The organism is Burkholderia sp. AU6039, assembly GCF_002223365.1.
Taxonomy (GTDB): Bacteria; Pseudomonadota; Gammaproteobacteria; order Burkholderiales; family Burkholderiaceae; genus Burkholderia.
Genome location: NZ_NKFK01000008.1, coordinates 202320 through 221108, shown reverse-complemented (window position 1 = coordinate 221108; position 18789 = coordinate 202320). Strand labels below are relative to the sequence as shown.

At 68.5% G+C, this 18789-nt stretch carries 17 protein-coding genes; 5 read left to right on the top strand and 12 right to left on the bottom strand.

From position 1 onward, the window contains the following. Positions 1-19: 19 nt before the first annotated feature. Complete coding sequence (locus CFB39_RS36730; RefSeq protein WP_089476711.1) at positions 20-1057, bottom strand: LysR family transcriptional regulator; 1038 nt, start codon at positions 1055-1057, stop codon at positions 20-22. Between the two features lie 80 nt (positions 1058-1137). Continuing rightward, positions 1138-1881 carry an SDR family oxidoreductase gene (locus CFB39_RS36725; RefSeq protein ID WP_089476710.1) on the bottom strand — a complete coding sequence of 248 codons (744 nt, stop codon included), beginning with the start codon at positions 1879-1881 and terminating at the stop codon, positions 1138-1140. Positions 1882-2086: 205 nt separating this feature from the next. On the opposite strand from CFB39_RS36725, the gene CFB39_RS36720 reads away from it, so the two are divergent. The 5 genes from CFB39_RS36720 (at position 2087) to CFB39_RS36700 (ending at position 6651) form a co-directional block, all read left to right on the top strand. After that, positions 2087-3652 (top strand): PLP-dependent aminotransferase family protein, encoded by a 1566-nt coding sequence (locus CFB39_RS36720; protein WP_089476709.1) that lies wholly within the window; start codon positions 2087-2089, stop codon positions 3650-3652. 301 nt (positions 3653-3953) lie between these two features. Continuing rightward, a complete protein-coding gene (locus tag CFB39_RS36715; RefSeq protein WP_089476708.1) occupies positions 3954-4454 on the top strand; it encodes an Ohr family peroxiredoxin in 501 nt (166 codons plus the stop codon). 107 nt (positions 4455-4561) lie between these two features. Further along, positions 4562-5563, top strand: coding sequence for a bestrophin family protein (locus tag CFB39_RS36710; RefSeq protein ID WP_089476707.1), 1002 nt, complete (start codon positions 4562-4564; stop codon positions 5561-5563). A gap of 199 nt (positions 5564-5762) precedes the next feature. Further along, a complete protein-coding gene (locus CFB39_RS36705; protein ID WP_046546535.1) occupies positions 5763-6242 on the top strand; it encodes a carboxymuconolactone decarboxylase family protein in 480 nt (159 codons plus the stop codon). A 4-nt stretch (positions 6243-6246) separates the two neighbouring features. Beyond that, on the top strand, positions 6247-6651 hold the full coding sequence (locus CFB39_RS36700) for a cupin domain-containing protein (RefSeq protein ID WP_089429382.1): 405 nt from the start codon (positions 6247-6249) through the stop codon (positions 6649-6651). 70 nt (positions 6652-6721) lie between these two features. On the opposite strand, the gene CFB39_RS36695 is transcribed toward CFB39_RS36700, so the two are convergent. The 10 genes from CFB39_RS36695 to CFB39_RS36650 all read right to left on the bottom strand — a co-directional run bounded on the left by CFB39_RS36695 (position 6722) and on the right by CFB39_RS36650 (position 18778). Beyond that, positions 6722-7606 carry a GNAT family N-acetyltransferase gene (locus tag CFB39_RS36695; protein ID WP_256991543.1) on the bottom strand — a complete coding sequence of 295 codons (885 nt, stop codon included), beginning with the start codon at positions 7604-7606 and terminating at the stop codon, positions 6722-6724. Between the two features lie 81 nt (positions 7607-7687). Beyond that, positions 7688-8875 carry a M20 aminoacylase family protein gene (locus CFB39_RS36690; protein WP_089476821.1) on the bottom strand — a complete coding sequence of 396 codons (1188 nt, stop codon included), beginning with the start codon at positions 8873-8875 and terminating at the stop codon, positions 7688-7690. A 74-nt stretch (positions 8876-8949) separates the two neighbouring features. Further along, positions 8950-10407, bottom strand: a complete 1458-nt coding sequence (locus CFB39_RS36685) for an aldehyde dehydrogenase family protein (RefSeq protein WP_089476705.1) — start codon at positions 10405-10407, stop codon at positions 8950-8952. Continuing rightward, the gene (locus CFB39_RS36680) at positions 10404-11681 is read right to left on the bottom strand and encodes an FAD-binding oxidoreductase (RefSeq protein WP_089476704.1); all 1278 of its coding nucleotides are present in this window, start codon (positions 11679-11681) and stop codon (positions 10404-10406) included. The genes CFB39_RS36685 and CFB39_RS36680 overlap by 4 nt, the downstream gene beginning before the upstream one ends. Positions 11682-11814: 133 nt before the next feature. Continuing rightward, complete coding sequence (locus CFB39_RS36675) at positions 11815-13140, bottom strand: FAD-binding oxidoreductase (protein ID WP_089476703.1); 1326 nt, start codon at positions 13138-13140, stop codon at positions 11815-11817. 2 nt (positions 13141-13142) lie between these two features. Continuing rightward, the gene (locus CFB39_RS36670; RefSeq protein WP_089476702.1) at positions 13143-13877 is read right to left on the bottom strand and encodes a cupin domain-containing protein; all 735 of its coding nucleotides are present in this window, start codon (positions 13875-13877) and stop codon (positions 13143-13145) included. 120 nt (positions 13878-13997) lie between these two features. Further along, a complete protein-coding gene (locus CFB39_RS36665; RefSeq protein ID WP_089476701.1) occupies positions 13998-14438 on the bottom strand; it encodes a helix-turn-helix domain-containing protein in 441 nt (146 codons plus the stop codon). A 23-nt stretch (positions 14439-14461) separates the two neighbouring features. Beyond that, positions 14462-15739, bottom strand: a complete 1278-nt coding sequence (locus CFB39_RS36660) for an FAD-binding oxidoreductase (protein WP_089476700.1) — start codon at positions 15737-15739, stop codon at positions 14462-14464. Positions 15740-15938: 199 nt separating this feature from the next. Continuing rightward, positions 15939-17822: an ABC transporter ATP-binding protein gene (locus tag CFB39_RS36655; RefSeq protein ID WP_089476699.1), complete on the bottom strand. Its 1884-nt coding sequence runs from the start codon at positions 17820-17822 to the stop codon at positions 15939-15941. Next, positions 17822-18778 carry an ABC transporter permease gene (locus CFB39_RS36650; RefSeq protein ID WP_089429374.1) on the bottom strand — a complete coding sequence of 319 codons (957 nt, stop codon included), beginning with the start codon at positions 18776-18778 and terminating at the stop codon, positions 17822-17824. Before CFB39_RS36650 ends, CFB39_RS36655 begins: the two co-directional genes overlap by 1 nt. Positions 18779-18789: the final 11 nt, after the last annotated feature.

Genomic DNA, 18789 nt, shown 5'->3' with positions numbered 1-18789 from the left:
CCCCCAAGCCCCGTATTCTTCAAGCAGCCAATCCCGTCGACGAAGCAACCGTGAGATCCCGGTTGAACTGCGTCATGCAGTTCAGGTCGAGCGCACGAATCTGCTCGGTCATGAAATCGACGAAGATCCGGATGCGCGTCGGCAGGTGTTGCCGGCTCAGATAGCAGATGTAGTGGCCGCGATCTTCCGGCACATGCTTCGCCAGCGCGACGACGAGCGCCTTCGATGCGAGATGGTCGCGGATCTGGTAGCCCGCCAACTGTGCAATGCCCGCTCCGTTCAGCACCGCGCGCAATACCAGGTCCGCGTCGTTGAACGTGAGGCGCGAGGTCGGCAGGTACTTCCGCGGGCGGCCGTCGACATTGAACTCCCATTCGAACAGGCGTCCGCTCGCGAACCTGAAATTGATGCACGCGTGCCGGTCGAGATCTTCCAAGCTCTGCGGAAGCCCGTGCGTCGCCACGTACGACGGCGCCGCGCAGAGCGCCATCTGCATCGGAATCAATTGGCGCGCGATGATGCTGGAATCCTCGATGCGCCCGTTGCGGAACGACACGTCGATCCGCTCGGACACCAGGTCGATCGGCCGATCGTCGAGCAGCAGGTCGATGTCGATGTCCGGGTACGCGTCCGTGAATTTGGCCAGCAGCGGCGCCACGATCTTCCTGCCGAAGCCCACGGCCGAGCTGATGCGAATGAGGCCGCGCGGCGGCCCCTGCCGCAACTCGAGCATGTCGTTCATGGCTTCCACGATCTGCGCGACGCCCTGATGGCAGTTCTCGTAGAAGCGCCGGCCCTCGCACGTCAGTTCGGTCGTGCGCGTGGTTCGCTGGAACAACCGCGTGCTCAGTTGCGCCTCGAGCTTCTGGACGTTCCGGCTCACGGCCGGCCGCCCGACGCCGAGCCGTTCGGCGGCCTTGGTGAAGCTGCCCTCGCTCGCCACGGCAACGAATGCCAGGATGCCCGCATAGCTCGCGCCAAAGCTCGCCGACAGGGCATTGGCGCGACCGGCCAGGTCGCGCCGCACGCCGTACTCCGATGGTTCCGAATGATTCATTTTCCGCTGCCCCCATGCCAATCATCCCGATTGCCCGCGATCCGCGGGCGCCTGCGAACCGTCACATGTGCGAACGCGAATCAGCCTCGCGCCAGCCACGCGTCGAGGCCGATGCGGCCGAGTCGCGCATTCCCGAGCGGCACCAGCGAGGTTTCCTCGACGCGGCCGCCGTAGTAGCGGGCTTCGCGGTCGGTCACCACCGCGCGCGGATCGCCGACCGATTTCAGGTAGCGCGCGACGATCTCCGCGAACGGCGCGCGATCCGGGCCCGCGATCTCGACCGTGCCGTTCTGCGGCCCGGCGAGCGCGATCTGCGCGACGAGCGCCGACACGTCTTCCGCGGCGATCGGCTGGAACAGGCCGTCGCCGATGCGGACCGTGCCGTCCTGCGTGCTGAAGTCCGCGATGCCGCCGATGAATTCCATGAATTGCGTCGCGCGCACGATCGTGTACGGCACGCCCGCCGCTTCGATCGCCTGCTCCTGCGCGACCTTGGCCAGGAAATAGCCGTTCTCCGGCATCCGGTCGCAGCCGACGATCGACAGCGCGACGTGATGGCGCACGCCCGCGGCCACTTCGGCCTTGCCGAGATTGCGTGCCGCCGTGCGGAAGAAGTCCAGTACCGCCTGCGGCTCCCACGACGGCGCATTCGCCACGTCCACCACGACATCCGCGTCCGTCAATGCTTCGGCCAGGCCCTCTCCCGTGACGGTATTGACGCCGGTGCTCGGCGAGGCGGCCAGCGCCTGATGACCCGCTTCGGCGAGCAGCGTGACGACACGTGAGCCGATCAGGCCCGAACCACCGATGACAACGATTTTCATCGCACAATCTCCTGACGATTGGATTTGACGGGAATGCGACCGGGCATGACGGGTGCCGGAGCCGGAGAAGACGGCCATGTCCGTCGCAACGCGTGACGCAATTGTGGAAGAATCATGTCCTATCCATCAGTGCCAAGAATCGGCGATCGGACTAGTCCAAGCTGGATCCGATCCTGTCCCTGCGTGCGTTACCCGAGAGGCCGTGATGTCTGAGCCCACCCTTGCGTTGACCATCGAAATCGACCGGCAGCACCAGTTGCCGCTCTATCTGCAGATTTGCGAGCGGTTCCGGGCCGCGATCGCCGCCGGCCACCTGCGCCCCGGCGACCGCGTACCCGCGCTGCGCGGCCTGGCGACGCAACTGAACACGGCGCGCGGCACCGTCGAACAGGCCTACACGATCCTGGTCGACGAGGGCTATCTGCAGATGCGCGGTGCGGCAGGCACGTTCGTCTCGCCGTCCTTGCCGATCTCGCTGACCCGGGCGTCGCCGCCGCGCACCGGTACCCCGCCGAACCGGCCCGGCGAACCGGCGGCCCCGCCGCGGGCGTCGACGCCGGCCCCTTCGACCCCTTTGGCCCAGTCAGCCCCGTCGATCCCGCCCGCCGACCTCCAGCCGCCGCGGCGCCCGCAGCCGATCGCCGTCGCGCTGAGCGGCGAGCCGAGCCCGCTGCAACCCGGGCTCCCGGCGCTCGATGCGTTTCCGCGCAAGGTCTGGCACCGGCTCGTGTCGCTGCGCGCGCGCAGCGGCGAACGCGCGCTGCTCGGCTATCCGAATCCGGCCGGCTACCGGCCGCTGCGCGAACACATCGCCACCTATCTGACGCTGTCGCGCGGCGTGACCTGCGTGCCGGACCAGGTCTTCGTCACCGGTGGCTACCGCGCCACGCTGGAACTCATGCTGCGCAGCCTCGCACGGGCGAACGACCGCGTGTGGTTCGAGGATCCCGGCTATCTGCTCGCCCGCGGCTTCCTGTCCGAGACCGGCGTGCAGCTCGTCCCCGTGCCGGTGGACGACGAAGGGATCGACGTCGCGCGCGGCATGCAACTGGACCCGCAAGCCCGCTTCGCGCTGGTGACGCCGTCGCATCAGAGCCCGCTCGGGCATACGCTGTCGCTGTCCCGCCGCATCGCGCTGCTGGACTGGGCCGCCAGGACGTCGGGGTGGATCGTCGAGGACGACTACGACAGCGAGTTTCGTTATCTCGGCCGTCCGCTGCCGGCGCTGAAGAGCCTTGACCGACGCGATCACGTGATCTATTGCAGCACCTTCAGCAAGGCGATGTATCCCGGCTTGCGGCTCGCCTACGCGGTCGTGCCCGAGCGCGCGGTGGAGCGCGTCGAGCGCGTCGCATGCAGCATGAATGCCGGATCGCCGCCCCTCCTGCAGGCGGCCCTCGCCGACTTCATCGAGCAGGGGCACTTCGCGCGGCACCTGAAGCGGATGCGCGCGCTGTACGGCGAACGCCGCATGCTGATCGTGCACGCGCTGCGGCAGGCGTTCGGCGAGCGGCTGATCGTCGAATTGCCGGCGGGCGGCATCCAGTTCGCGGTGCAGTTCACCGACGGGCCCGACGGACCGGTCGACGACGTCGCCGTCGCTGCCCGCGCGCGCGTCGCCGGCCTGGCGGTCCTGCCGCTGTCGATCTGGTATACGAACAGCCACACGCGGCAAACGCCGCGCGGCCTCGTCATCGGGTTCGCGAACATCGTCGACGCGGACGAAGCGCAACGTCACGCGCGAACGCTGCGCGCTTGCCTGGACCGCTGACGCGCGGCGCGCAACGGCCGGGCGTCGCGTCACGATCCCGATTGGTGCCCGAAGGGAAACATTGAATCGCCCGGGACGGCCATACCGCCGCCGATCGTGCTCCTCTAGCATGGAGGCGTCTTTTCCCGGAGACCCGCCAGGGATCGCGCCGCACCGGAAGATCGCCGCAACGCTCGTGCGATCGTTCGCGCCACGCGTGCCTGGCGACGCTATCTGCCCGGGGCCGCGCCGCCCCGTTCGCCCCACGCTTCGACACACGACTGACCGGGAATCGAAGCGGCGCTGAACTCGAGCACGCATCATGGACGACAAGAAGCTCCAGGCCCCCCCGCTTTCCCTCCTCGACCGGTATCGGGGCCACGCGTTTCAGCCGCTCTATACGACGAGCGTCACCGTGACCGGCGGCGAGACGGGACACGGCCGCGCGTCGGGCGTCGTCCGCTCCGACGACGGCAGCCTTGCCCTCGAGCTGCGCCTGCCCGCCGAACTCGGCGGCCCGGGCGGCGGCACCAATCCCGAACAGCTGCTCGCCGCCGGCTACGCCGCGTGCTTTCACGGCGCGCTGAACCTGCTCGAACAACGCGCCGGCACGGCGCCGGTCGAGACCGTCGTGGAGGTGCGGGTTGCGTTCGGCCGTGATCCGATGGACGGCGGTCATGCGTTGATCTTCGAGGTTCGCGTCCGGATGCCCGGCGTCGAGCGCAGCATCGCCGAAGAGCGGGTGCGCGCCGCGGAGCGCCTGTGCCCGTACGCCAAGATGGCCAGGCAAGGCGCCGTCAATCTCGTGACCGTCGTCGACTGACCTGACGTGCGTCGTGCGGCGGCGGCGACCTTCGCCGCCGTCGCCTCGTGCGTGGCCGCCCCGCTGCGCGTTTCGCGACACGCCGAGTCCTCGATGAGGCCAAAGACATGCATCTCGGAAAATCCTACAAGCTGGCGGAATTCCTGATCTGGACGCGCTGGAAAGTTTACGAGCTCCTCGCTTTCGGGACCGTCCCGGTCGTCCTGTACACGTTCTTTTCGGTCAGATGGCTGTCGATCCCGCTGACGATCGTGGCACTGCTCGGCACCGCGACGTCGTTCATCGTCGGCTTCAAGAATGTCCAGACGTACAACCGCGCCGCGGACGCGCTGGACATCTGGATCGGCATCCTGAGCAAAAGCCGTCGCTGGGGGCAGGTCGTGCAGGACTTCGTCGGCGACGAAGAGATCGCGCGAACCCTCGTCCATCGCCACCTTGCGTGGCTCACCGCGCTGCGCTACGACTTGCGCCGCCCGCGCGTCTGGGAAAGCACGAACAAGCGCTACAACGCGGAGTACCGCCGGTTCTATCACGTGCCGGAGTGGGAACAGGACATCCGGGAACTGCTCCCGGCGTACCTGTCGCCGTCCGAAGCGGCACAGGCGTGCGCGTCCGCCTCCATCGCGACGTTCGTGCTGAGCCTGCAACGCCGCACGCTCGCGATGCTGCACACGGCCGGCCGCCTCGATACGAGCTTCTACATGGACCTGCACAAGACGATCGGGGATTTCACCGACCTCCAGTCGCGCGCGGAGCGTTTCAAGAATTTCCCGTATCCGCGCCAGTACGCGACCGTCAGCTCGCTGTTCGTCCGATTCTTCTGCCTGTCGTTGCCGTTCGGTCTGCTGAACGAGTTCAACCGGCTGAACGACGGCGTGAGCGGTTTCATGCACGGCTACATGGTCTGGCTGGTGGTGCCGTGCAGTGTCGCGGTGTCGTGGATGTACACCTCGCTCGACCAGGTCGGCGAGAGCACCGAGAACCCGTTCGAGGGCGGCGCGAACGACGTGCCCATTTCGACGCTGTGCGGCACGATCGAACGCGATCTCAGGGCGATGCTCGGGGAACACGCGGGCGCGCCGTGCGGCGACACGATCATCGCGCTGTAGCGAACCGTGCGCGTTCCCGCCGCGGTTGAGATCGACCGCGCCCCTGACATGGATTGGTGCCGAAGCGGCAACAGAATGCGCACCTGCCGGGCACTACTGGCCCGCGAGGCCCGCGATTACGATGCTGTCAGGCAGGCCGTGCGTGGGGCGCCACATGCAGGGCCGGCAGTCGCGATTCCACATTTCAGGAGAACCGATCATGACGCAACGTATCAACTACTTCCAGCAATCGCCGGAGCTGACCAAGAAGCTCGTCGAACTCGACGGGCTGTTTCAGAAGACGACGATCGAGACGCCGATCCGCGAGCTCGTCGAGATTCGCGCGTCGCAGCTCAACGGCTGCGCGTTCTGCGTCGACATGCACACCAAGATGGCAAAGATCCACGGCGAGCGCGAACTGCGCCTGCATCACGTCGCGATCTGGCGCGAGTCGACGCTGTTCTCGCCGCGCGAGCGCGCCGCGCTCGCCTGGACCGAAGCGCTGACGCAGATCCCGTCGCACGGCGTGCCCGACGAGCTCTACGAACGCGTGCGGGGCCACTATTCCGAGAAGGAACTGTCGGATCTCACCTTCCTCGTGGGCGCCATCAACTGCTGGAACCGGCTGAACGTCGCCTTCCGCGTCGTGCCCGGCTCGTTCGACAAGATGTTCGGGCTCGACAAGGCCAACCTGGAGTAACGACATGAAACGCCTCATGCTCGCGCTTGCACCGCTCGCGCTGTCGCTCCTGGCCCCCGTTCAGCCGGCCGCCGCCGCCCCGCACGCCACGGTGACGCAACTGACCACGGAGCCGTTGCCCGAGTATCCGGGCAAGGAAGTGGAAATGATCGTCGTGGACTATCCGCCCGGCGCCGTCGATCCCGTGCATCGCCACGATGCTCACGCCTTCGTCTACGTGCTCGACGGCAGCATCGTGATGGGCCTGAACGGCGGGAAAACGGTCACGCTCCATGCCGGCGACACGTACCACGAAGGACCGGACGACGTGCACACGGTCGGACGAAACGCCAGCAGCACGAAGCCGGCGAAATTCGTCGTGATGCTGCTCAAGAACAAGGGCGCGCCGGTTCTCACCCCGGTGAAGTAAAACGATCGCCGCCTGGTCCCGGCAACGCCGGGCCGGGCGCGCGAGGCAATCCCGCGGGCGTCGCCGCGGGCTACAACATCGCCTGGCTGACGAGCGCGTACTGTCCGCAGGCCGGGTCGGCCGGCCCTTCGTGCGCCGCGGCGGGCGCGTTGCGCACCATCTTCGAACACGTATCGACCCGCGCCAAACCCTGTTCGGCCAGCCAGTCCGGCAGACGGGTCCCGTCCGGCACGTCGATGCGGACGAATTCGCCTTCCCGTTGCGTCAGCCAATGACTGACGAGCGCCTTCGCATACGCGTCGTCGCTTGCGCGCGGCGCGGCCACCGGGCCGATCACGTCGCCGCGCCCGAAGCGCCGCAGCACCGAGAATCCGACCACCTCGCCATCGCGTTCGAGCACGACGCTTTCACCGCGCTGGAACAGCGCCGACATCAACTCATCGCGCTGGAGGCCGGACGCGCGCGCGTCCAGCTCGACGAGGCGCGGCCAGTCGGCCGGCGTTCCGGCGCGCAGCTGCACGCCTTCGGGCAGGACCACGTCGGCCGGCCGCACCACGTTCCCCTGATACTGGCCCAGCGAGCCGCACACGTTGAAGCCGAGCTTCTCGTACAGCGGCCGACCGGCCGGCGTCGCATGCAGGAACGTGACGCGCGGCCCCAGCTCGTCGATGAGCCGCTCCATCAGCTTGCGGCCGATGCCTCGCCCCTGATGCGCGTCGGACACGATCACATGCCCGATTGCGCCGCGATCGGCACCGTACTTCCAGCACATCGCCGTGCCGATCACCACGCCGTTTTCCTCGGCCGCGAAAGCGGTCGACGTGTCCGCGGAAAACTGCCAGTCTTCCGCCCTGAACGGCCAGCGAAGCGCGACGGTAAGCGCATGGGCCGCGGGGACGTCCGCGGCAGTGAAGCGCCGGTAGCGAAGCGCCGGCATCGTGTCGGAATCCTTCATATCGTTTTCCTGTTTCATCAAGCCATTCTTATAAAAGTGTCGTCGCGCGCCACGGCCCGACTTCAATGCCGGCTTCGCGCATCATCGAGATCGCGTGAAGTAATGCTGCGCCAACGCGACCCAATAGCGGACGCCAGCCGGAATGATCTCGTCGTTGAAGTCGTATTTCGGGTGGTGCAGCGCCGGTGCGCTCGCGCCGTCCTGCGCGTTGCCGATCAGCACGTAAGCGCCCGGCCGCTCCTCCAGCATGAAGCCGAAGTCCTCGGACGTCATGTTCGGCGGCACGTCGCGGTCGACGCGCGCGTCGCCGAACGTGTCGCGAATCACCGCTTCGCACAGCGCCGTCTCGGCCGGCGTGTTGACCGTCGCCGGGTAATACTGGAAAAACTCCACGTCGACCTGCGCGCCATAGGCACTCGCCAGCGCCTCGCACGCGAGCCGCACGTCGCGCTGCAGCTTCTGCTGCAACGCCGACGACAGCGTGCGGATCGTGCCGCGCAGCTCGGCGGTGTCCGGAATCACGTTGTCCGTGGTGCCCGCATGGAACATGCAGACGGAGATGACTGCAGGATCCACCGGATCCTTGTGCCGCGCGGCGATGGTCTGACATTGCAGCACCATCGAGCATGCTAGCGGCACCGGATCGATGCCCAGGTGCGGCTGCGCCGCGTGCGCGCCCTTGCCCGTCACCGTGATCCTGAAGCGCGAGCCGGCCGCCATGATCGGCCCGGTGCGCAACCCAAAATGGCCGGCCGGCAGCCCGGGCCAGTTGTGCATGCCGAATACCGCCTCCGTCGGGAACTGGTCGAACAGCCCGTCGTCGATCATCCTGCGCGCGCCCGCGCCGCCCTCTTCGCCCGGCTGAAACACGAAATGGACGCTGCCGGGCAACTGCGGCAGTTCCTTCAGCACGCGTGCGGCGCCGAGCAGCATCACCGTGTGGCCGTCATGGCCGCACGCGTGCATGATCCCGTGCGTGCACGACGCATGCGCGAAGTCGTTGGCTTCGTGGATCGGCAACGCGTCCAGATCGGCGCGCAGCACGATGCCGCGGCGCGGATCCGCGCCGGGCAGGCTCGCGACGACGCCCGTGCCGCCCAGCCCGCGCGATACCGCATAGCCGAGCGCTTCGAGCTCGCTCGCGACGACATCGGCCGTCCGGTGTTCCTCGAATCGCAACTCGGGATGCGCATGCAGGTCGCGGCGCAGCTTCGCCCAGTGCGCGTGATGCGCTTGCAGCAACGGGTCGGGAATGACGGGGTTATTCAATTCCAATTTCGGCACCTTCGGAAAGTAGCGGGCTTCCAACTGTACTGCCGGCGCGATCGCGCGCGGCGGCCGGGTCAGTCGTAAAAGCCGACGATCGACTTGATCTCCATATACTCCTCCATCCCTTCGATCCCGTACTCGCGGCCGTTGCCCGACTGCTTGTATCCGCCGAACGGCGCCTGAGGGTCCCATGCCGGGTAGTTCAGATGCACTTGCCCCGCCCGGATGCGGGCAGCCACCGCGCGGACCTGCGCCTTGTCGGTGCCCTGCACGTGCGCGCCGAGCCCGTAGACCGTGTCGTTCGCGATCGCGATCGCTTCTTCCACGGTGTCGTAAGGCAGGATCGCGAGCACCGGGCCGAAGATCTCCTGCTGCGCGATCGTCATGTCGGTGCGCACGTCGGAGAAAATCGTCGGCCGCGCGTAAAAGCCGCGCTCGAGCCCCGTGGGCCGGCCGGGGCCGCCGGCGATCAGCTTCGCGCGTTCGTCGATGCCCGCGTCGATCATCTGCGCGACCCGCCCGAACTGCGCGCGGTTGGCAAGCGGCCCATGCGTCGTGGCCTCGGCGAACGGATCACCGACGACCAGCGTGCGCGCTGCTGCCGCAGCCAGCTCCTCGACCGCGCCGAGCACGGCGCGCGGCACGATCATGCGGGTCGGCGCGCTGCACGACTGCCCCATGTTGCGGAACGCGGCGGCCACGCCCGGCGCGATCGCGCGCGACAGGTCCGCATCCGGCAACACGACGTTCGGCGATTTGCCGCCCAGCTCCTGCGCGACCCGCTTGACGGTCGGCGCCGCCGCCTGCGCGACCAGCACGCCGGCACGCGTCGATCCGGTGATCGACACCATGTCGACGTCCGGGTGCGACGACAGCGCGGCGCCCACCGTGTCGCCGCTGCCGCTCACGAGATTGAATACGCCGGCAGGCACGCCCGCATCGGCGATCACTTCCGCGAACAGCAGCGCGCTGAGCGGCGACAGCTCGCTCGGCTTCAGCACCACCGTACAGCCGGCCGCGAGCGCCGGCCCGACCTTCGCGGTGATCTGGTAGATCGGCCAGTTCCACGGCGTGATCAGCGCGCATACGCCGATCGGCTCGCGCACGACCGCGGTCGTGCCGCGTTGCCTGACGAACGCGTAGTTCGCCAGGTTGTCGCGTGCGACGCGGATATGTTCGGCCGCGAGCGGGACGTGCGCGCCGCGGGCATAGCCGATCGGCGCGCCCATTTCCAGCGCGAGCGCCGTGGCGAACAGTTCGGCACGCTCCAGCATCAGCGCATGCACACGGTCGAGCAACGCGGCGCGTTCCCGCGGTGAAGTCGCGGACCAGCGCTCGAACGCGCGGCGCGCGGCCTGCACCGCGCGGTCGGCGTCGCGTGCGCTGCCGAGCGGGATCTCGCCCAGCGTGTCTTCGGTGGACGGGCTGACGACCGCGAACCGGTCACTGCCGTCGGGCAACACCCAGTCGCCGTCGATGAAGAAACGATCGAGCCTGCCGGCTTGCATCAGGTGAACAACTGGTGAATTCATTGCAACGTGTCCTTGAGTCGATACCAGGCGCCGACGAACGGCAGGAACCACGGTTTGCCGAAGTGCCCGGGAATGGCCGGCCAGTCGAAGCCTTGCCACGGATTGAGGTCGGCGCGTCCGTCCATGATTTCCGCCATCAACGTGCCCATCAGCGTGGCCATGTGCGTGCCGTGGCCGCTATAGCCCATCGAGTAGTAAACGCCGTCGCGCTCGCCCGCGCGCGGCAGCCGGTTGGCCGTCATGTCGACCATCCCGCCCCAGCAATAGTCGATGCGCACGCGGGCCAGCTCGGGAAACACGGCGGCCAGTTGATCCCGCAGGATCGCCCCGCTCTTTTCGTCCGAGCGCGGGTTCGACGTGGCGAACCGCGCGCGCCCGCCGAACAGCAGACGGCCGTCGGGCGTCGTACGGAAGAAGTTGACGAAGTTCTTCGTGTCGGTGGCCATCCGGCGCGTCGGCAGCAAGCGATCGAGCAGCTCGCGCGGCAACGGCTCGGTGACGATGATGAAGGCGCCCACCGGCACGACCCTGCGGCGAATCCAGCCGAACGGCCCGACGTGCGAAATGCCGCTTGCGAGCAGCACCTGACGCGCACGGATCTCGCCGAGCGGTGTTTGCACCGCGTACGCGCCGCCCGCTTGCCGCTTAAGACCGAGCACCGGCGCCTGCTCGACGATGTGCGCGCCGCGCGCCTGGGCGGCGCGCGCCAGGCCGCGCACATAACGGCCGACATGCATCCCCGCACTCTTGCCGAACAGCAGCCCGCCGTGATAACGATCCGAGCCGATCTCGTCGCGCAGTTCGGCCTTCGTCACGAGGCGCGTGTCGGGGTCCACGCTCGCCGCGAGCAATGCGTGGCTGCGCGCGAGCTTGTCGTAATGCTCGGGCTTCGCCGCGAGCTTCAGCTTGCCGGTGCGGGCGAAATTGCAATCGATCGACTCTTCCTTGACGAGCCGCTCAACCGTGTCGACGCCCGCGTCGAACGCGAGATAGAGCCGGTTCGCCAGTTCCGTGCCGATGCGCTGCGACAACGACGCGTAATCCTGCGCGAAGCCGTTGTTGCACATGCCGCCGTTGCGTCCCGATGCCGCCTGACCGACGGTGCCCGCCTCGCAGACGATCACGCGCGCGCCCTTCCTGGCTAGCGCCAGCGCGGCGGCCGATCCCGTGATCCCGCCGCCGACCACCACGACGTCGCAACCGCCGTCGGGAAACTCGGGCGAGTGGCTCACGAATGGCTCCGACGTATCGAGCCAGTACGAACTGAAACGCATCAGGCACTCCCAAGCTGTCGCATCGCACTGCCGGGCCGGCGAACGCTCACCGCACCGCTCCGGTCGCTCGCGGGCGGTCCGGCTCGATGGGCGTCGGATACAGGCGGCCTCTCATCCACGTGACGGCGTTGCATCAGAAATCCGCGACCTTGCCCCACGCGGACTCGCTGAACCGGCCGGGCCGGTAGGGCGCCGGGTCCACGAACGGTTGCGCACCGGACGCCAGATCGGCGATCAGGTGCCCGGCGCCCGGCCCGATCCCGAAGCCGTGCCCCGAAAAACCCGCCGCGAGGATCAGCCCCGGCACGCCCGGCACTTCGCCGATGCCCGGCACGCCGTCAGGCGTGCTGTCGACGAACCCGGCCCACGCGTGCGTGATCTTCGCTTCGCGCAGCTCGGGCAACAGTTCGGCCGCGCGGCGGTACGTTTCAGTGACGGTCGGCATGTCGGGCTTCGGATCCAGAATGCGCACGGCCTCCATCGGCGTCGGCGCGTCGAGGCGCCAGTGCTTCAGCGTTTCATGGCCGCCGCGCACACCTTCGAGACCGCCCGGAAGCAGGTTGCGCCAGCGCTTCGCGAACATCGGCACGAATTGCGGCGCGAAGCGCAGGAACTGCGGTGTCAGGTCCACCCGCGCGCGGCCGCTGATCGCCAATGCGTAGCGTCCATCGCTGCGGCGCGTGATGGACACGCCGGACGTGTACATCGCATCGGGCAGCGGCGTGTCGACGGGCGACACGCTCAGGATCGACTGACGGATCGACGCCTGCGGAAACCGGATGCCGAGCTGGCGGCAGAATGACGACGCCCAGGCGCCGCCGGCCATCACGACCGTGCGCGTCTTGATGACGCCGGCCTCCGTGACGACACCGGCAACCCGGCCGCCCTCGAGTTCGATGCCGCGCGCCGCGCAGTGCTGATGGACGCTGCCGCCCAGCTTCATCAGCGCGGCGGCCACGGCCGGCGCGGCCTTGCCCGGATCGGCCGTGCCGTCGGTCGGCGAGAACACGCCGCCCTTCCACTGCCGCCCGGTTGCCCGTCCGCGCTCGGCGGCCTGCTTGCTGTCGAGCATGTAGGTGGTCACGCCTGCCGTCTTCGCGAATTCGCCCCAGCTCGCCCAGCGGGACAGCTCGGCCTCGTCATTGCTGAGATACAGCAGCCCGCAGCGATGAAAGCCGGTATCTTCGCCGGATTCGGCCGCGAAGCGTTCCCACAGGTCGATGCTCTTGCTCGCCATCGGCAACTCGCGCGCATCGCGGTTCTGCTGGCGGCACCAGCCCCAGTTGCGGCTCGACTGTTCGGCGCCGATGCGCCCCTTCTCGACGAGCGCGACCGATATGCCGCGGCGGGCCAGATAGTAGGCGGTGAAGACGCCGATGATGCCGCCGCCGATCACGACGACGTCGGCCGCGGCCGGCGGTGTGGACAAGGTTTCGATATGGCGCAGCGGAGGGGACATGCTCAGTCTCGTTCGGTGGAAGGTTTGACGTTCTGCATCACGTAGAACTTCGCCACGCGTTCGCTGCTTTCCCACCCGATCGACGCGCCGCGCGGCACGAACAGCGCGTCGCCGGCACCGAGCGACTGCACGCTGCCGTCGGGCGCCGCGAACCGGACGCCGCCGTCCAGCAGGAACATGAACTCGTTCGCGCGATGCGGCCGGACGATCCGGTGATACGGCGTCGAATCCCATGTGCCCGCGCAGTACCCGGCGCCGTCGTCGGTGAACACGTTGTCGCTGCGGCATTGCGGCGCGGGGCCGAGCAGCGCCTCGGCCGGCAGCGTGGCGGACGGCTTGAAGTCGGCGTCGGCGCGCAGCTCGAAGACACCGCGTTTCGTCGGTTGCGCGCACGCTGCCGCGCAGAACGTCAGCAGCACCGGCGATTGCGCGACGATGCGCAGTGCGGTGCCGGCGCCGATGACGGCGCCTTGCCCCGGGCCGACCACCAGCGGCGCGGCCCCGGCCGCTTCGAGCGTCAGCTCGCCCTGGATGACGGCCAGGGTTTCGATGTGCGGAAAGCTCGCCACGTCCAGTTCGCCGACGAAAACGATCCGCCCCGCGGCCATCGCGTCGGGGCCTTCCCACGCCATCTCGCGATGCGACGCGAACGGATCGCTCGCGCCGAACGCCTGCTTGCGGAATGCGGTGGAAGACGGTGTGCCGTCGGCCCGGTGCAACACGAAAACTGCGGTCATTTCTGCTCCTGTGCAGTGCGTGACGGATTCGCTCGAAAGCGGTCACGCGATATCGGAAATCGTCGTTCGCCGGCGCTTGTGCCGGACATCCTCAGCGGGGCATGTCGTCCATGCGTGCGCTTACGCCGCGTGACACGACGCTTCGCGGCGTTCGGCGCGCAGGCGCGTCGATGGCGGTCGCACCGGCGCGCCGCCCGTTCGCGCGACCACGTAATCGCGCGGCGTGATCCCGAGCACGCGCCGGAAATGCCGGCACAGATGGCTCTGATCGAAGAAGCCGACATCGGTCGCGACGACCGACGGCGCGAGACCGGCGCGCAACAGGTCCTGCGCCCGCCGTATCCGCACCAGACACAGATACCGGTGCGGCGACAGCCCGGTTTCGCTGCGAAAACGCGCGGTGAAACGCGACACGCTCAGCCCGGCCACCGCCGCGAGCGTATCGAGGTTCAGCGGCTGCGCGAACGATGCATCGATCGTGCGCAGCACGTCGCCGATCGCGGGCGACACGGGCTGCGCGCCACGCGGCGAGCCAACCGAGCCAATGAATTGCACTGTCATATCGAATTCTCCCGGCGCTCGCTTCAATGCAGGAAATCCTGCATCCGGTAATACGCGCCGACGAGCGGCAAGAACCACGCGTGCCCGAAATGGCCCGGTATCGCCGGCCATTCGAGCTCGCGCCACGGGTTCGACGCGGCCGCGCCATACAGCACGTCGGCCATCACGCGGCCCATGTGCACCGACATCTGCACGCCGTGGCCGCTGTAGCCCATCGAGTAATAGAGGCCGTCGTGCTGGCCCGCGCGCGGCAGCCGGTCGGCGGTGATGTCGACGAGGCCGCCCCAGCAGTAGTCGAGCCGCACGTTCGCCAGTTCCGGGAAATAGCCGGCCATGCCCGCACGCAGGACGTCGCCGCTCTTCGCGTCGGAGCGCGGGCTCGACATCGCGAAGCGCGCACGGCCGCCGAACAGCAGTCGGTTGTCGGGCGTCACGCGGAAGTAGTTGCCGATCTGGCGCGACGTCACGTAGGCGCGTCGATGCGGAAACAGCCGGTTCAACTGCGCGTCGGGCAGCGGCTCGGTCACGACGATGAAGCTGCCGACCGGCGCGATGCGTCGCCGGAACCACGCGAACGGCCCGTGCTGCGATGCGCCGGTCGCGACCAGCACGCGATCGGCGACGATCGTGCCGCGGGCGCTGGTGATCCGGTGGCGCTCGCCGTCCAGCCTGTCGAGCTGTGTAACGGCCGCTTGCTCGTACACGCGTGCGCCGGCACGCACGGCCGCTTGCGCGAGGCCGACGCCGAACTTGCCCATGTGCATCTGCGCGCCGTTGCGCTGCAGGAGGCCGCCGTGAAAACCGTCGGAGCAGATTTCGTCGCGGATGCGTGACGGCTCGATCAGTTCGATGTCCGGATCGACGTCGCGCCGCAACGCGTTGAAGGTCTTTTCGAGTCCCGCGAAATGCTGCGGCTTCGCGGCGAGCTTGAGCTTGCCCGCGCGCCGGAAATCGCAGTCGATCGCCTGTTCGGTGACGATCGTCTCGACGCTCTTCACCGCGCTTGCGTAAGCACGATAGAACGCTTTCGCCTGCTCGACGCCGATGCGCGCGGCCAGCGACGCATAGTCCTGCGCGACACCGGTATTGCACTGGCCGCCGTTGCGGCCCGATGCTTCGCCGGCGACCTGCGCGGCTTCGAGCACGACCACCGACACGCCGCGCTGCGCGAGCGCGAGCGCCGCCGACAAGCCGGTGAAACCGCCGCCGATCACGACCACCTCCGCGCGCCCTTCGACCGGCCCTTCGCTGCCGGCGCGAAACGCGGGACGGGTATCCAGCCAGTACGATTCCAGTTTCATCGAATTATCTCGAGCATTCCGGCGACGACGATCGGCGACCGTCCAATGAGAATCATTGAATCACCATCAAAAAGCGCAGTTGCCGCGTATTCGCGCGCGCCACACGCGTCATTTGCCGTTTTGCGCGCCTGCCGCAGCACACTATGCGCAACGTCGATTGCCGGCGCGGGCAGGCACGATGCACGAACGACGGCGCGCATCACAGCCGTACCGGCTGCACCGTCGCTCCGCCGGCCTCCACCGGCTCCGCCTGGAAGCGCGCGAGATCCTCCTCGCTGCGATGGCACAGCACCTGCGCGCCATTGCCGAGCGTGCGCAGCGACGGGGCCGTCCGGTTGCACACGCCGTCCACGCGCATCGCGCAGCGCGACAGGAACGGACACAGCTCGGCCTCGTTCTCGCGCTCGCCGATCGGCACCAGCGGCCGATGGCAACGCTCGGTCGCATCGTCGAGCCAGCCCGCGCGCAGCTCCGGCGCGGACGACACCAGCAGGTGCGAATACGGGTGATAAGGCGGCGCGCACAGCGCGTCGCGGCTGCCCGTCTCCACGCGGCGGCCCGCATACAGCACGACGATGTCGTCGCTGATCGCGCGCACCTTCGCGATGTCGTGCGTGATGAACACGTACGACACGCCGAGCTTCGCCTGCAGGTCGCGCAGCAGCTCGATGATCGCGGCGCCGACCACGGTGTCGAGCGCCGACGTGACCTCGTCACACAGGATCAGGTCGGGCTCGGCCGCGAGCGCGCGCGCGAGGTTCACGCGCTGCTTCTGCCCGCCCGACAGCTCGCCGGTACGCCGCGAGGCGACCGCCGGCGGCAACCGCACGAGTTCGAGCAGCTCCGCGACGCGCTGGCGTGCACGCGCGCCCTTGATCCCGTGATAGAACGCAAGCGGCCTCGCGAGCGTGCGCTCGACGGTATGCACCGGATTGAGCGCGGTATCGGCGTTCTGGAACACGATCTGCACGCGGCGGTGCTGCTCCTTCGTCCGTTTGACGATATCGCGCGCGAGCGGCTCGCCGTCGAGCAGGATCGCGCCGCCGGTCGCCGGCACGAGGCCCGCGATCACCTTCGCGAGCGTCGTCTTGCCGGAACCCGATTCGCCGATCACGCCGACCGTCTGCCCGCGCCCGATGCGCAGGTCGACTTCATGCAGGATCACCTTCGCGGGCCAGCCTTTCGCGGTACGGCCGCCGTAGCCCGCGATCGCGCCGCGCACCTCGAGCAGCGGCGCCGGCGCGGCCGGCTCCTGTGCTTGTGCCTGCGCGTCGCGTTCGGCGTCGTTCGGCGTGACCGCCGCGATCAGGCTCTGCGTGTACGGGTGCGTCGGCGCATGCAGGATCTGTTCGGTGTCGCCCGCCTCGCGGATCACGCCGTCGCTCAGCACGACGATCCGGTCGGCCATCTGCGCGACCACGGCCAGGTCGTGCGACACGTACACCGCACTCATTCCGTAGCGCCGGATCACGTTCTTGAACGCCTGCAGCACGTCGATCTGCGTGGTCACGTCGAGCGCGGTGGTCGGCTCGTCGAGGATCACCAGCTCGGGATCGGTGATCAGCGCCATCGCGGCCATCAGCCGCTGCAACTGCCCGCCCGACACCTGGTGCGGATAGCGCTTGCCGATCGTCTCCGGCTCCGGCAGCGCGAGCGCGCGAAACAGCTCGACCGCCTTCGCCTGCGCGTCGCGCTTCGTCAGCGTCTTGTGGATCAGCGCACTCTCGATCACCTGGTCAAGAATCGTGCGCGACGGGTTGAACGCGGCGGCCGCGCTCTGCGCGATATACGCGACCTTGCGGCCGCGCAGCGCGGTCAGCGCCTCCGCGGAAAGCGTGCACACGTCGGTGCCGTCGAGCTTCACCGAGCCGCCGGCGATCCGGCATCCGGCGCGCGCATGGCCCATCAGCGACAGCGCGATCGTCGTCTTGCCGGAGCCCGATTCGCCGATCAGTGCGAGCACCTCGCCGCGCCCGATCTCGAAGTCGACGCCGTGGACGATCGTCGTTTCCTCGCCGCCCGGCCGGCCGCCGACCACGCGCAGCCCGCGCACCTCGACGAGCGGGTTCGATTCGTGTCGCATCAGTGTCCTCCGGCGGCGCCGGCCGCGCCCTTGCGGCGGCCGCGATGCGGCAAACCGTCGATCAACAGGTTGACGCCCACCGTCAGGATCGCGATCGCGACCGCGGGCATGATCGCGACGGCCGAGCCGTCGCCGAGGCTCGCGATGTTCTCGCGCACGAGCGAGCCGAGGTCCGCATACGGCGGCTGCACGCCGAGCCCGAGAAAGCTCAGGCCGCTCAGCAGCAGCACGACGAACGTGAAGCGCAGCCCGGTGTCGGCCAGCATCGGATGGATCATGTTCGGCAGCATCTCGACGCACGCGATGTACAGCGCGCTTTCCCCGCGCGCCTTCGCCACCTGCACGAATTCGAGCGTGCTGATGTTGACCGCCAGCGCACGCGCGATCCGGTACGAGCCCGGCATGTAGCTGACCGCGGCGGTGAGCACCAGCAGCGGCAGCGACGAGCCGAACGCGGCGACGAACATCAGCGCGAACATCTTCGACGGAATCGACGTGAGCGCGTCCAGCAGCCGGCTCATCGTCTCGTCCACCGCGCGGCCCGACACGGTCGCGAGCAGCCCGAGCGTCGTGCCGGTCACCGCGGCGAGCAGCACCGCGGCGAGCGCGAGCAGCACGGTCAGCCGCGTGCCGTACAGGATCCGGCTCAGCATGTCGCGGCCGAGGAAGTCGGAGCCGAACGGCAGCTTCGCGCTGAACGGCGCGAACACGTCCGGCGTGACGATCGTGCCGACGTCATGCGGCGCGATCAGCGGCGCGAACACCGCGACGAACAGCATCAGGCCGGCCATCGACAGGCCGACGCGGCCGCCGGCGGTCAAGGCGATGCGCACGGCGCGGCGCTTGCGCGGCTGGTCGGGCGCAGGCGCGGCAGGCGGCACGCTGCCCCGCCCCACGGGCGGGTCGCCGGAGGGCGGCAGCGCGCTGCTGCGTTGTACGGGTTCGATCGGTTGCATGGGCGGCATCT